Source organism: Streptomyces longisporus (assembly GCF_039532765.1).
Classification (GTDB): Bacteria; Actinomycetota; Actinomycetes; order Streptomycetales; family Streptomycetaceae; genus Streptomyces; species Streptomyces longisporus.
On sequence record NZ_BAAASG010000008.1, the window covers coordinates 326935 to 340104 of the forward strand.

The 13170-nt window shown below is 72.4% G+C and carries 11 protein-coding genes and 1 riboswitch; of the genes, 8 read left to right on the forward strand and 3 right to left on the reverse strand.

Features of this window, described 5'->3' with window-relative positions:
• Positions 1-101: 101 nt before the first annotated feature.
• Positions 102-1973, reverse strand: a complete 1872-nt coding sequence (locus ABD355_RS18575) for a phosphatidylglycerol lysyltransferase domain-containing protein (protein ID WP_344401555.1) — start codon at positions 1971-1973, stop codon at positions 102-104.
• Positions 1974-2558: 585 nt separating this feature from the next.
• On the opposite strand from ABD355_RS18575, the gene ABD355_RS18580 reads away from it, so the two are divergent.
• Complete coding sequence (locus ABD355_RS18580; protein ID WP_344401556.1) at positions 2559-3932, forward strand: outer membrane protein assembly factor BamB family protein; 1374 nt, start codon at positions 2559-2561, stop codon at positions 3930-3932.
• Between the two features lie 33 nt (positions 3933-3965).
• Here ABD355_RS18580 and ABD355_RS18585 read toward each other — a convergent pair whose 3' ends face one another.
• Entirely contained in the window at positions 3966-4385 is a 420-nt protein-coding gene (locus ABD355_RS18585; protein WP_344401557.1) for a PepSY domain-containing protein, read from the reverse strand.
• On the opposite strand from ABD355_RS18585, the gene ABD355_RS18590 reads away from it, so the two are divergent.
• The 5 genes from ABD355_RS18590 to ABD355_RS18610 all read left to right on the forward strand — a co-directional run bounded on the left by ABD355_RS18590 (position 4336) and on the right by ABD355_RS18610 (position 9072).
• Positions 4336-5547 (forward strand): sensor histidine kinase, encoded by a 1212-nt coding sequence (locus ABD355_RS18590; RefSeq protein ID WP_425585764.1) that lies wholly within the window; start codon positions 4336-4338, stop codon positions 5545-5547. The genes ABD355_RS18585 and ABD355_RS18590 overlap by 50 nt on opposite strands.
• A gap of 189 nt (positions 5548-5736) precedes the next feature.
• The gene (locus ABD355_RS18595; RefSeq protein WP_344401559.1) at positions 5737-6135 is read left to right on the forward strand and encodes a PepSY domain-containing protein; all 399 of its coding nucleotides are present in this window, start codon (positions 5737-5739) and stop codon (positions 6133-6135) included.
• A 33-nt stretch (positions 6136-6168) separates the two neighbouring features.
• On the forward strand, positions 6169-6765 hold the full coding sequence (locus tag ABD355_RS18600) for a hypothetical protein (protein ID WP_344401560.1): 597 nt from the start codon (positions 6169-6171) through the stop codon (positions 6763-6765).
• A 160-nt stretch (positions 6766-6925) separates the two neighbouring features.
• The gene (locus ABD355_RS18605; RefSeq protein ID WP_344401666.1) at positions 6926-7669 is read left to right on the forward strand and encodes a response regulator transcription factor; all 744 of its coding nucleotides are present in this window, start codon (positions 6926-6928) and stop codon (positions 7667-7669) included.
• Complete coding sequence (locus ABD355_RS18610; RefSeq protein ID WP_344401561.1) at positions 7666-9072, forward strand: sensor histidine kinase; 1407 nt, start codon at positions 7666-7668, stop codon at positions 9070-9072. The genes ABD355_RS18605 and ABD355_RS18610 overlap by 4 nt, the downstream gene beginning before the upstream one ends.
• Before the next feature lie 77 nt (positions 9073-9149).
• On the opposite strand, the gene ABD355_RS18615 is transcribed toward ABD355_RS18610, so the two are convergent.
• On the reverse strand, positions 9150-9812 hold the full coding sequence (locus tag ABD355_RS18615) for a hypothetical protein (protein WP_344401562.1): 663 nt from the start codon (positions 9810-9812) through the stop codon (positions 9150-9152).
• 207 nt (positions 9813-10019) lie between these two features.
• A riboswitch (M-box (ykoK) riboswitch) is annotated at positions 10020-10200 on the forward strand.
• 320 nt (positions 10201-10520) lie between these two features.
• Here ABD355_RS18615 and ABD355_RS18620 point away from each other — a divergent pair.
• On the forward strand, positions 10521-11867 hold the full coding sequence (locus tag ABD355_RS18620; RefSeq protein ID WP_344401563.1) for a magnesium transporter MgtE N-terminal domain-containing protein: 1347 nt from the start codon (positions 10521-10523) through the stop codon (positions 11865-11867).
• On the forward strand, positions 11864-13150 hold the full coding sequence (locus ABD355_RS18625; protein WP_344401564.1) for an NRAMP family divalent metal transporter: 1287 nt from the start codon (positions 11864-11866) through the stop codon (positions 13148-13150). Before ABD355_RS18620 ends, ABD355_RS18625 begins: the two co-directional genes overlap by 4 nt.
• The last annotated feature ends 20 nt before the right edge of the window (positions 13151-13170 follow it).

Consider the following 13170-nt stretch of genomic DNA (forward strand, 5'->3'; position numbering starts at 1 on the left):
TTTCCGGCGCGCCGAACGGGCGCCGCCTGCCCGGCAATTGGGGGAGGGCGCGGGCGGCCGATACCGGCTGCCCGCGCCCTCACTCCTGCTTGCCGAGAAGGTCAGGCAGCGCCTGCTCCTCCCGCGGGGTCAGCCTGCTGACGAACTGCTGCAGCGGGCTGGCTCCGCCGGAACTGGGGCAGGCGCGGCGGGGTGAGGAAGCCCTCCGCTGCGGCGCTGGCGATGCCGATGCGCGGCAGGTCCGCCGTCTTCTCGAACAGCAGGAAGCGCGGCTCCCAGACCGGCCGGTACTTGGCGTTGGCGCGGTAGAGGGACTCGATCTGCCACCAGCGGGAGAAGAAGGTGAGGATGGAGCGCCACAGCCGCAGCACCGGCCCGGCGCCGAGGCGTGCGCCGCGCTCGAAGACGGCGCGGAACATGGCGAAGTTCAGCGACACCCGTCGTACATCCAACTCCTTTGCGCGCAGCAGCAGTTCGACGACCATGAACTCCATCAGGCCGTTCTCGCCGTCCCGGTCGCGGCGCATGAGGTCGAGGGACAGCCCGTGCTCGCCCCAGGGCACGAAGCTCAGCAGCGCCCGCAACTCGCCCTCGGCGTCGTGGCACTCCAGCATCACGCAGCTTCCGTCACCGGGGTCGCCGAGTCGGCCGAGCGCCATGGAGAAGCCGCGCTCGGTGGCGCCGTCGCGCCATTGGTCGGCGCGTTCGACCAGCATGGCCATCTCGGCGTCGGGGATGTCGGCGTGGCGGCGCATGCGCACGGTGTACCCGGCCCGCCGCACCCGGTTGTGCGCCTGACGCACGACGCGCATGGCGCGGCCCTCGAGGGTGAAGTCGGCGACGTCCACGATGGCCTCGTCGCCGAGTTCGAGGGCGTCCAGGCCGTGCCGGGCGTAGATCGTGCCGGCCTCCTCGCTCGCGCCCATCACGGCGGGCGTCCAGGCGTGGCGGCGGGCCTCGGCGAGCCAGGCGTCGATGGCGCCGGGCCATGCCTCCGGGTCGCCGATCGGGTCGCCGGAGGCGAGGGTGACGCCGCCGATCACGCGGTAGGCGACGGCGGCCTTGCCGGTCGGCGACCAGATGACCGCCTTGTCGCGGCGGAGCACGAAGTAGCCGAGGGAGTCACGATCGCCGTGCCGGTCGAGCAGCGCGCGCAGCCGCTCCTCGTCCTCCGCACCGAGCAGGTCCCGGCCGCGGGGTGAGCGGAAGCAGACGTACAGAACGAGGCAGAAGGTCGCCGCCACCATGATGTTGACGATGACGTCCACCCAGCGGGGCGCCTGCACGGCATGCACGCGGTCGGCGAGCGGGCCGACGCTGATGCCCCGCAGCAACGTGTACGCGACCTTGTCGAACAGCGTGGCACCGTGGAGTTTGTTGGTCGCGCCGACCAGCAGCGTGCCGATCGTGCCGCTGACCAGGATGCCGCCCGCTCCGAAGGCGAGTGCCAGCTTCGGGTTGGACGGGTCCCCGACCGCCTCGAACTCCCGGCGCCCGATCAGCAGCGCGGCCACGAACAGGCCGGTGAGCAGGGCCGACCCCCAGTTGAAGACGTGCCCCCGGAACGGGCTCTGGGTGAGTGCGACGACGTACAGCACGAAGAGCGGCCCGGCAAGGGCCATGTTGACCGTCCAGGCGGCCCGCTTCCTGCGCCGCATCACCAGCGACAGGAAGATCGCGAGCGCGGCCGAGACCAGGCCGGCGGTGGCCAGGTACGGCGTGAAGTACTCACCCGCGTGGTGCGCGTGGAACCGGTGAGCCGTGTGGGAGGCGTAGATCCGGCCGGTGTTGTGCTCGTCCACCTCGCGCCGGAACGGCACGGACACGACCGCCGCGATGTTGAGCAGGGCGATCAGCCGCAGGTACCAGACGGTGAATGCGGCTGCCCGCGCCCGCAGCCGGGAGGGGGCGGGCGGTTGTTCGGGGGTGGAGCGTCGGCGGGGGATCAGGGCCGACTGCTGCTGGGCGGTCATGACTGGGGTCACCTTGGGGAGTGGGCGGTGGGATCGGTACGGGTGGGGACGGGGCGCGGGGGAGGACCGTCGCGTGCCCGACCCCTTCTACCGCGTAGTCCGAACGAACGCCAGCCGGAGGTGGCCTCGATGAGGTCCCTCACCGGCGTACAGGTCTCGGCCGTCTCGTGGTCGGAGCGCAGCCCCTGAGGGTGCCGTACGGATCCCCCTGGTCGGCAACCATGATCGGTGCGCGGTACTTTGTTCATCTCTCTTCCCGCGTGCTTGCCGTCCGCCCCACCCTACGCCTTGTAGGGCGAGAGCACCCTACATCTTGTAGGACTGCCGAGGTGCGGTCGGGACGGCGAAAGATGGCTGCCCCCGGTGGCCGACCTGTTCACCTTCGCGCAGTGGAGGACGGCAGGCAGCGGGTGGTGGTTGTCTGCGCGGACAGATGTGCGGTCACCTTGACCGTCCCTTGGTGCTCTTTTGGCGAAACGCGCTGTCCCGCGGGAAGTTGGTTCCTGTGACGACCTCGCGCGTGTGCCGGGCACAGTGGGGGAGAGGGGACGCGTCTCGGCCCCCTCGGCGGCGGAAGGGGCGAGGATGATGGTGCGGCGGCTCGCGGCGGTGGTCCTGTGCGGCGGTCTGCTGGCCGCCGGGTGTTCGACGGGGGCCGACAGCCCCCTGCCGGCCCCCCGTTCACTGCCCTCGCAGAGCCGGTCGGCGGCGCCCGCCGGGCAGTCGGACTGGACGACGTACCATCGCGACGGACTGCGCAGCGGGTACGCCCCGGGCACACCGGCGCTCGGTACGCTCCGGCCGGCCTGGACCGCCCGGCTCGACGGCGCGGTGTACGGCCAGCCGCTCGTGGTGCGCGGCAAGGTGGTCGCCGCCACCGAGAACAACACCGTCTACGCCCTCGCCCCCGACACCGGCCGCGTCCTGTGGCACCGCCACGTGGGCACACCGCAGCCGCGATCGGGCCTGGACTGCGGGAACATCGACCCGCTGGGCATCACCGGCACGCCCGTGTACGACGCCTCCACCGGGCTCGTCTTCGCCGTCGCCGAGACCGAGGGCGGGCGCCATCGTCTGGTGGGGCTGGACCTGGCGACGGGCCGGGAGAAGGTGGGCCGCGAGGTGGAGCCCCCGGCCGGCGACCGCTCGGCGCATCAGCAGCGTGCCGCGCTCGCCCTGCTGGCGGACCGGGTGTACCTCGCGTACGGCGGGCTGTACGGCGACTGCGGGTCCTACCGAGGCTCCGTGGTCTCGGTCCCGGTCACCGGCGCGGGTCCCGTCGCCTCGTACACCGTGCCCACGCACCGCATGGGCGGCATCTGGGCGCCGGGCGGACCGGTCGTCGACGGCGGACGGCTCCTGGTGCCCGTCGGCAACGGCGAGGCCACCGGCGGGAGGTACGACGGAACGGACTCCGTCCTGGCGCTTTCCGCCGGTCTGCACCGTACCGACTACTTCGCCCCTTCCGACTGGGGGCGGGACAATGCGGCCGACGCCGACCTGGGTGCCCTCACCCCGGTGCGGATCGGCCGCTTCGTCCTGGTGGTCGGCAAGAGCGGCACCGCCTATCTGCTGGCCGCCGGCCACCTCGGCGGCATCGGCGGGCAGCTCGCGCGGACCAGCGCCTGCCCGGCGTACGGAGCGGCGGCGTTCACCGGCAGCACCGTCTACGTGCCGTGCTCCGACGGGCTGCTGCAGCTGACGGTCCGGGCGGACGGCACGATGACCACCGGGTGGCGGATGGCCCTGCGGCGGGCGGGCTCGCCGGTGATCGGCGGCGGCGCGGTCTGGGTCACCGACTTCGAGGCGGGCACGCTCTACGCCCTCGACCCTGACACCGGCCGGGTCCGTCAGCACCTGGCGGTGGGCGATCTGCCGAACTTCGCCTCGCCCGTGCTCTCCGGCGAGCATGTCTACCTCGGCACCCGCACCGGGGTCAGCGCGGTCTCCGGAGCGTAGTCCGACGCGCACCGGTACGCGCGGACGGAGGCCTCAGTCGCCGTCGGTGTCGGTGGCCGTGACCTCGCCGGACCCGGCGTCGACGGTGACCTCGTGTTCGGTGCCCTTGGCGTCGGTGACGTCGACCTGCCAGGCGGCCGTCCGGCCGTGGTCGTCCTCGAATTCGGCAGACGTCACCGTGCCCGGGACCTTGCCGAGCGAGGCGTCCACGGCCCGGCCGAGGTCGGTCCTGGCGGGCCCGGCCGGGGTGGCGTCGCCGTCACGGTCGTCGTCCTGGTCGACCCTGCTGCCGGTGACCTTGCCGTCGGCGGCATTCACGGTGACCTCGTGCTCCACACCCTTGTCGGTGACGACGTCGACCTTCCAGACGGCCTTGCCCTGCTGTCCCTCCAGGTCGACGGAGGTGACCGTGCCCGCCACCGACTTCCGGGCCGTGTCGGCGGCCTGCTTCACGTCGGTCCTGGTGGTGGCGGCGAGCGTGCTCGTCGTGGTCGGAGGAGGTGCTCGACGCGGTGGTCCTGGGCGCGAGCGCGTAGTCCCGGATGACATCGACAGCACCCCGGCCCGTGGCAAGGTCGGCACGGACGTGGACCGCGAGACCCTCACCGTGCGGCTCGACGACGACAGCCGCGCCTACAGCTTTGCCGCCGTGCAGGGCACGACGTACGACGGCCGCACCTACACCGTCTACGCAGGAACCTCGCTCGAGGACGAGCAGGCCGCCGTGGACCAGGTCACCCGGGTGATGCTGATCGGCCTGCCGTTCCTGCTCGTGGTGGTGGCCGGCGTGACCTGGCCGGTGACCCGCAGGGCGCTGCGTCCGGTGGAGGGCATCCGCGCCGAGATGAGCGAGATCACCGCCAGTGGCGACCTCTCCCGGCGCGTACCCGAGCCCGACTCGCACGACGAGATCGCCCGGCTCGCCGCCACCACCAACGAGACCCTGACCGCGCTGGAGCAGTCCGTCGAGCGCCAGCACCGCTTCGTCGCCGACGCCTCCCACGAACTGCGCAGCCCCATCGCATCCCTGCGCACCCAGCTGGAGGTCGCGGTCGCCCACTCCGAGCTCCTGGACGTCGAGGAGGTGCTGCAGGACGTCGTCCGCCTCCAGCACCTGGCGGCCGACCTGCTCCTGCTCGCGCGTCTCGACGCGGGGGAGCACCCAGCGGGAGGCATGGTCGACCTGGGGACCCTCGTGCGCCAGGAACTCGCCGAACGCAGCGCCACCGACCGCATCACCCCGGGCATCACCGTGAGCGACGTACCGCTCGAAGTCAGCGGCAGCCGCGGCCAGTTGGCGCGTGTACTTGGCAACCTCCTCGACAACGCCCAGCGCCACGCCACCTCGACGGTCGGCGTCGAGCTGTGTGCCGAGGGCACGGATGCGGTGCTCACCGTCACCGACGACGGCCCCGGAGTTCCTGAGACCGACCGCGCCCGCATCTTCGAGCGCTTCGTCCGCCTGGACGAGGCCCGCACCCGGGACGACGGCGGTGCCGGCCTGGGCCTGGCCATCGCCCGCGACGTCGTAGAACACCACGGCGGAACCCTGACGGCACGTCAGTCACCGGGCGGTGGCGCGGCGTTCGAGGCAAGGCTGCCCCGCGCGACCTGACCGCCGGGACGGCCGCGGCCTCCGCCGACGGTGGCCGCGTCCTGCGAAACATTGGCCGTTTCCTGGTCTCCCGCTCTCCATTTGCTGGGCTGCCTCTGGAGGGCGGGTTCCTAGTGTCGTGGTCATCCCCCGGAGGCCCGGCCAGCGGGCCTCCGCTTCCCCATTGATCTACTGATCTGGAGACACCTGATGCGTGCCCTGCCCCGTCGTGTCCTGCTCGCCGCTCCCGCCGCCGTCCTCATGTTCGCCCTGGCCGCCTGCGGCGGTTCCGGCTCCGACTCCGGCAGCTCCAGGGCGGCCGACACCCAGCAGACGGCTCAGGCCGACGGGGCCGGGGCCGCGGGTGACACCGACGACAAGAAGGAACCGCCGCTGACCGGCGAGATCAAGCAGAAGGCCGAGGCCGCGGCGCTGGCCAAGTATCCGGGGACGGTCGTGAAGTCCGAGGAGGACGCGGAGAAGCCCGGCATGTACGCCGTCGAGATCAAGAAGCAGGACGGTACGTCGGTGGAGGTGTACCTCGACAAGTCGTACAAGGTCACGGCCACCAAGCAGGAGGGCACGGAGGAGGCGGAGAACGCGGGCTGACGGCCGGGGCCGCCCGTAGGAAGGGAGAGGGACGTGCCGATCGAGCCTCACCACTTTCCCGCCGCCCCCTCCGGGGAGCCGGCCATCGAGACGGCGGCCGTGCTCGGCCAGGCGGAGGCAGGCTACGGGGGGCGTTTCGACGAGGATGCCTTCGACTACCCGTCATCGGCCGCCTGGGATGCCCGGCCCGGCGACGCGTCGCAGCGGGACCGCGTGGACACCGCCGTCCCGGTCGACGAGCCGGACACGGCCGTGCGAGCGCACGGCCGTGGTCACACTCGGGAGCCGGCCGGATGGCAGCAACTGGTCACCCGTCGACGCCCGTTGCTCGCCGTAGCGGCAGCGCTGGTGGTGATGGGGGGCTTCGGCTTCGCCCTGTCGGCGGTCAGTGACACGGTCACCTCCGACCCGGCACCCGGCGGTACCGCACAGGTCTCGGCACCGAGGTCGCCCACCGAGCAGCCTCAGGTGCCGGGAGAGACCGCACCCGCCCCGCCTTCCGGCACCGGGGCCGAGGTCCTTCCGACGCCGACCGGTTCGACGTCCGCCATCAGCGACCGGCGCGACGACAAAACAGGCGGGCAGGAGGACCAGCAGCGCGAGGACGGCGACCGCTCCGGCGACGACTGACTCCCCGGGCCGGCGCTGTCGCCGCCTCGCCCCCGCCGTCCGGCCGGTCCGACCTCCCGCTCCCACCGGCCGGACGGCACCCCTCGTCCACCCCTCAGGCCCCAGGCGGGTTCCCGTGAACACCCCGACTCCCATGGCACTGCTGTGCGAGCCTGTCGCCATGCGGCTGCTGTTGATCGAAGACGACGACCGGATCGCCGACCCGCTCACCGAGGGGCTCGGCCGCTACGGCTACACCGTGGACCGGGCCCGCACCGGCGCCGCGGGCCTCGCTGACGCCGGTGACTGCCCGGACTTGGTGCTGCTGGACCTCGGCCTGCCGGACATGGACGGCCTGGACGTCTGCCGCAGCCTGCGCGCCCGTTCCGGCGTCCCCATCATCATGATCACCGCCCGGGGCGAGGAGGCGGACCGCATCGTCGGTCTCGAACTCGGCGCCGACGACTACCTCGCCAAGCCCTTCGGCGTACGGGAGTTGGTGGCCCGCATCCGCGCGGTCACCCGCCGCACCACCGGCGCCCTGCCCCTCTCCCCACCGGAGACCCCCGGGCCGCCCGCCGTTTCGCCCGGCGCCCCCGGAGCCGGCGCACAGCGGCTGGGACCGTTGGAGATCGACCGGCGCGCCCGACAAGTCCGCCTTCACGGCAGTGAAATAGCCCTGACCCCACGGGAGTTCGACCTGCTCGCCCATCTCGCCCAGGACCCCGGAGCGGTGTACTCCCGGCAGCAGATCATGGACGCGGTGTGGGACCCGCACTTCTTCGGCCCCACCAAGACCCTGGACGCCCACGTCGCGGCGCTGCGCCGCAAGCTGGGCGACCCCGGCTGGATCACCACCGCCCGCGGGGTCGGCTTCCGTCTCACCGATCCCGCGCAGGACACGGCCCCCGAGGCGGCGGGATGACCCGCCGCCTGCTGATCAGCTACCTCGGACTGGCCCTGCTCGTGCTCGCCGGGCTGGAGATCCCCCTCGGCGTCATCTACGCCCGCGGCGAGATCTCCCGCGCCTCCCAGAGCGTGGAACGCGACGCCTCCATGCTCGCCGAGGTCACCGAGGAGAACATCGAGAAAGGCAACCTGGACGCGCTGCCCGATGTCGTCGGCGACTACGCCACCCGCACCGGCGGCCGGGTCGTGGTGACCGACCGCACCGGCATCGTCCTCGCCGACTCCCACGCAACGGGCGCCGGCGGCACCGACCTTTCCCATGAGCCGGACATCGCCCGCGCCCTGCGCAACGAGCCCACGGTGACCACCGGGGACGAGGTGCTGTCGGCGACCATGCCCGGCTCCTCCGGCACCACCGTGCGCGGCGCGCTGCGCCTGACCTACCCGATGGCCGAGGTCACCGCCCGCGCGCACCGCATCTGGGGCGCCCTCGCGCTGGCCGGCGCCTGCATCCTGGCCGCCGTCGCGCTGGTCGCCTTCACCCTGGCCCGTTGGATCACCCGGCCCCTGCGCACCCTGGAGGCCGCCACCGCACAACTCGCCGACGGCCGCCTGGACAATCCGCCGGACGCCACCACCGGGCCGCCCGAACTGCGCCGCCTGGCCACCTCGTTCACGCACACCGCCACCCGGCTGCAGCACCTGCTCAAGGCCCAGCACGCGTTCGCCTCGGAGGCCTCCCACCAGCTCAGGACACCGCTGACCGCGCTGCGGCTGCGCCTTGAGAACTTCGAGCCCTACCTGGACCACCGCGCCCACGGCAGCCTCGAGGAGGCCGTCGGCGAAGTCGAGCGCCTCGGCCGTATGGTCCACGGCCTGCTGGCACTGGCCCGGCTGGAGAACACCGCGACCACCCCTGAGCCGGTCGACCTGGACGGAGTCCTGGCCGAGCGGGCCGCGATGTGGGAGCCGCTCGCCGCCGAACAATACGTCGCCGTCGACGTGACCGGCCCCTCACTGGGCCACGTGTGGGCGATACCCGGCGCGTCGGAGCAGATCATCGACAACCTGGTCGCCAACGCCCTGCGCGTGTCCCCGCCCGGCACCACCATCACTCTCGCCCGCACCCCCGGCACCGAATTCCATGTGGTCGACCAGGGGCCCGGGATGAGCGAGGCCGACCGCGCACGTGCCTTCGACCGCTTCTGGCGCTCCTCCGATTCCCACCACGACGGCACCGGTCTCGGTCTGCCCATCGTCCGCCACCTCGTCCACGCCTGCGGGGGTGAGATCACCCTCGACGCCGCTCCCGGTGGTGGTCTGGACGCCCGCGTACGGCTGCGGCCCGTGACCGGCGGACGGTCCCGGCCGGGGAGCGGCCCGAAGCGCGCGATGCGGGCGACGGCGAGGGCCGGCTGATCGATGGAGATCCACTCCGGGGAGCCACGCCACCGCCGCGCCATCGTGTCGTGCGGCCGGGACACTCCCGGCATGGCTCACCCCTGCTGGTCAGGGTTCCCGGCTTCGGGTGGGCCCGCCGCGTCCAGTCGGCGGAGCAGGAAGGGGACCAATCCCCGTTCCAGGAGGGCCGATTGCCAGGTCTCACGCGCCTGACGCACTGCGGGATCCCGATCCGGCGACTCGGCGCCGTCGGCGGGTCCGCGGTTGCGTGCCGCCGTTGTCAGAAGCCACGCCAGATCGCCCAGCGTCGCCCCTGCCGCCACGGCGGCGGCGACCACGCCCACCGCGATGAGCCCGTCGCCCAAGTGCGGGCGGGCGTCCAGGGCATGCAGGCTGAACCCGGTCAGCAGGAACACGCCGGCGGCAACGGCTCCGAGGCTCGGCACCAGAACCGCCAGCGTCGCCAGCAGCCCGCCATCTGCCTCGCCCGCGGCACGGGGCGAGTCGTCATCGCGCCGTCGGCCGTGGTCGGCCTCGACGGCAGAGGCCCACAGCCGCAGATAGCGGTCGTACTCGACGGCGGCGGCTCCGGCTATGGGCGCCCGTGCCTTGAGGGCCTCGGCGCGAAGTCGCCCGCGGGTCGGCCCTGTGACGGCACAGCCGATCGCCTCCGAGAGCTCGGGCGAATCCAGGGCCTGGTCCAGGATCTCCTCGAAGGCAGCGTCACCCACCGCCGACACAGTGTCGGGCTCTTTCATGGCTCCCCCGTCCTCGACGCACTGCCGCCGGGCCGAATCGACGGGCAGCCTGCACCCTACAGTGTGTAGGGTTTCGCCTGGGAGGTGGGTGTGACGTACGTGATCCGTCTCGTTCGATCTGGTCGCGATAGGTCACAGGCATGGTCAAGGGCGGGTCATAGGCGGGCAAGTCGCGTCGCGACAGGCGTATTCTGTGAGCGGTTTGACCAGACACCTCGTTCGGTGAGGCGTCTTCACGGACACAGGCCACTGATCCCACCCGTCGAGAGACGCTCCGGATCAGGACAGGTCTCCCCGGCCCAAGGGGTGACCCCAAGTGGCTTCCCCCGCCCGGTTCGCGGGGGATCACGCCGTGGAGTGCCAAAGCTCTGACGAGTTGGGGTGCGGCGGAGCCGAGTGCTCCCGGTTGCCCCTTGCCGTATGGCTGCGACGCCCGTTGCGCGGCCGGGACCGGGAGGAGGCGAGATGGACAGTAGTCCGGGTCATAGTCGGCCCTTCTCCGTGTTGTCCGCGCTGTCCTTCCGTGGCCTCGGACAGCCCGTCCTTCCCTGACTGCTGCCGCACACCGGCCCTGCCGGGCCGAGCGTCGGCGTGCCGTCGTCGTGCTTCGTGCCGACGGTCGGGGAGGGAGCGTGCTGCCCAGGGCCGCCCGGTGCCCCGCCATCGTGGGGCAAGGGGGTGTTCGTCTTGGCTGCCCACACTCTGCTCATGTCCACCTCGGCCCGCCTGCGCGACCGGCGGGTCACTCTGGAACGCCGTGCCACCGCGTCCAAGGCGGTCCGTACGTCACTGGTGTCGCTCGCCGGGCTCGTCGGAGGCCCGGTCACCAACCAGTCAGGTGAGGAGGTCGGGCGCGTCGTCGACGTCGTCGCCCGGTTGTACGGGCCCGAGCCCTACCCGCCCGTCACCGGACTGATCCTGCGCATCGGCCGACGGCGGACCTTCCTGCCCGCCGACGCGGTCGGCAAGTTCCAGGCGGGGCACGTACGGCTGCGCACCGCGCGGGTCGATCTGCGTGACTTCGCCCGCCGCCCGGGCGAGGTGCTGCTGGCCAAGGACGTCCTCGACCACCAGCTGGTCGACGTGGACGGGGTCCAGGTCACCCGCGCCGCCGACCTGTATCTGGCGCCCCTGGTCGACCAGGTCGTACTGGTCGGCGTGGACGTCTCCCTGCCCACCCTGCTGCGCCGGCTCGGCCCCCGCCGCTGGCAGGCGAGGCCGACCCCGGAGCGGGTGCTGGACTGGCAGGCGGTGGCCCCCTTCGCCGAACAGGCCACCGAAGGGCCGCCCGAGGTGCGGCTGCGCGCCTCCAGGACCGCACTGCACCGGCTGCGCCCGGCCGATCTGGCGGACATCCTCGAAGACCTCGGCCGCGCCGAACGCCAGCAGCTGCTGGGCTGGCTGGAGCCGGAGCAGGCCGCCGACGCACTGGAGGAGATGGAACCGGCCGAACTGGAGAACCTGCTGCGCGAGGCCAAACCGGAGCACGCCGCCAGGCTCGTGGACGAGATGGAGCCGGACGAAGCCACCGACGCCCTGCGCGACCTCACCGGCGAGGAGCGCGAGGCGCTGCTGACCCGTATGCCGAAGGGGGAGGCGGCCGAGCTGCGGAGGCTGCTGACCCACCGCGAGGGCACGGCGGGCGGCGCCATGACCACCCTGCTGGTCACCGCCCACCGCGACGCGACCGTCGCCGACATGCGGGCACTGCTGGCCGAACAGGTCGAGCACCGCACCGAGGTCGACGCCGTCGCCGTCGTGGACGACGAGGGCCGGGTCCTGTGCGACATCCCCCTCTTCGACCTGGCGGTCGCCGAGGACACGGCCCCGGTCGCCGACCTGGTGACCTGGCGGGCCCAGTTCGGCCCGCCCGTCACCGTGCAGGCGGACACCCCGTTGTCCGACGCCGCCGACCAGCTGGTCGCGGCCCGCGCCTCCTCCCTCCTGGTGGTCGACGACGGCGACCGCCCGCTCGGCCGGATCCTGGCCGACGACCTGCTCGACGCCCTGCTGCCCGAACGCGGGCGCCTGCACTTCCGGAGGTTCCTCCAGTGACCCGCGACCTCGGCACCACCCTCGTCACCCCGGAAGCCCCCACGCGCCGCACCGGCTGGCGGCGCATCACCCTGGTCGCGGCGATCGCCGGCCCCGGCCTGGTCGCCGCGAACGCCGGCAACGACGCCGCCGGCATCGCCACCTACGCCTCGGCCGGCGCCCAATTCACCTACGGCACCCTGTTCTTCATGGTGCTGGTCACCATCGCCCTGGTCATGGTGCAGGAGATGGCCGTACGCCTCGGCGCCCACACCGGCAAGGGCCTCGGCGCCCTGATCCGCGAGCAGTTCAGCCTCCGCCTGAGCGCACTGGCCGTGTTCTGCCTGCTGCTGGCCAACACGGGCCTGGTGGTCAGTGAGTTCGCGGGAATCGGCGCCGCCTTCGAACTCCTCGGCGTCCCCAAATGGGCGGTCATCCCACCCGCCGCGATCCTCCTCTGGGCCCTGGTGCTGTTCGGCTCCTACCACTGGGCCGAACGCATCTTCCTGATCATGTCGCTGGCCTTCTTCGCCTACCCGGTCGCGATGATCCTCGGCCACCCCGACTGGGGCGCCGTGGGCCACCACCTGGTGGTCCCGCACGTCGAGCCGAACAAGGACTTCATCCTGCTGGCGGTCGCGTTGATCGGTACGACGGTCAGCCCGTACATGCAGTTCTACGCCGCCGCAGGCGTCGTCGACCGGGGTGCCAAGCCCGCCGACTACCCCCTCATCCGCGCCGACGCCATCCTCGGCGCCGTCTTCGCCTGCATCATCAGCCTGACCATCATCATCGCCACCGCCTCGGCCATCGGCGGAACCGGTCCGCTCAACTCCGCCGCCCAGGCCGCCGAGGCCCTCAAACCGGTCGCCGGCCAGAACGCGGAACTCCTCTTCGCCCTCGGCCTGATCGGCGCCTCCGCCCTGGCCGGAGCCGTGGTCCCCCTCTCCGCCAGTTACGCCATCGGCGAGGCCGCCGGTGTGGAACGTTCCGTCTCCCGCAGCTTCCGCGACGCCCCGTTGTTCCTGGGCCTGTTCACCGCCCAGATCGTGCTCGGCGCCACGGTCGCCATGACACCGGTCGACGTCATCCAACTCCTCATCGGCACCCAGGTCCTGCAGGGCCTGATCAGCCCCGTCGTCCTGGTGTACCTCCTGGTGCTGACCAACCGCCGCTCCGTCCTCGGCCCTGCCGCCAACGGCCCCCGCTACCGCATCGCGGCCACCGCCGTGGTCGTCGGAGTCGGCGCCATGTCCACCATCCTTCTGATTCAGACGGTGCTCAGCTGGTTCGGCCTCGCCTGACGCCCCCGCCGGGTGCGTCA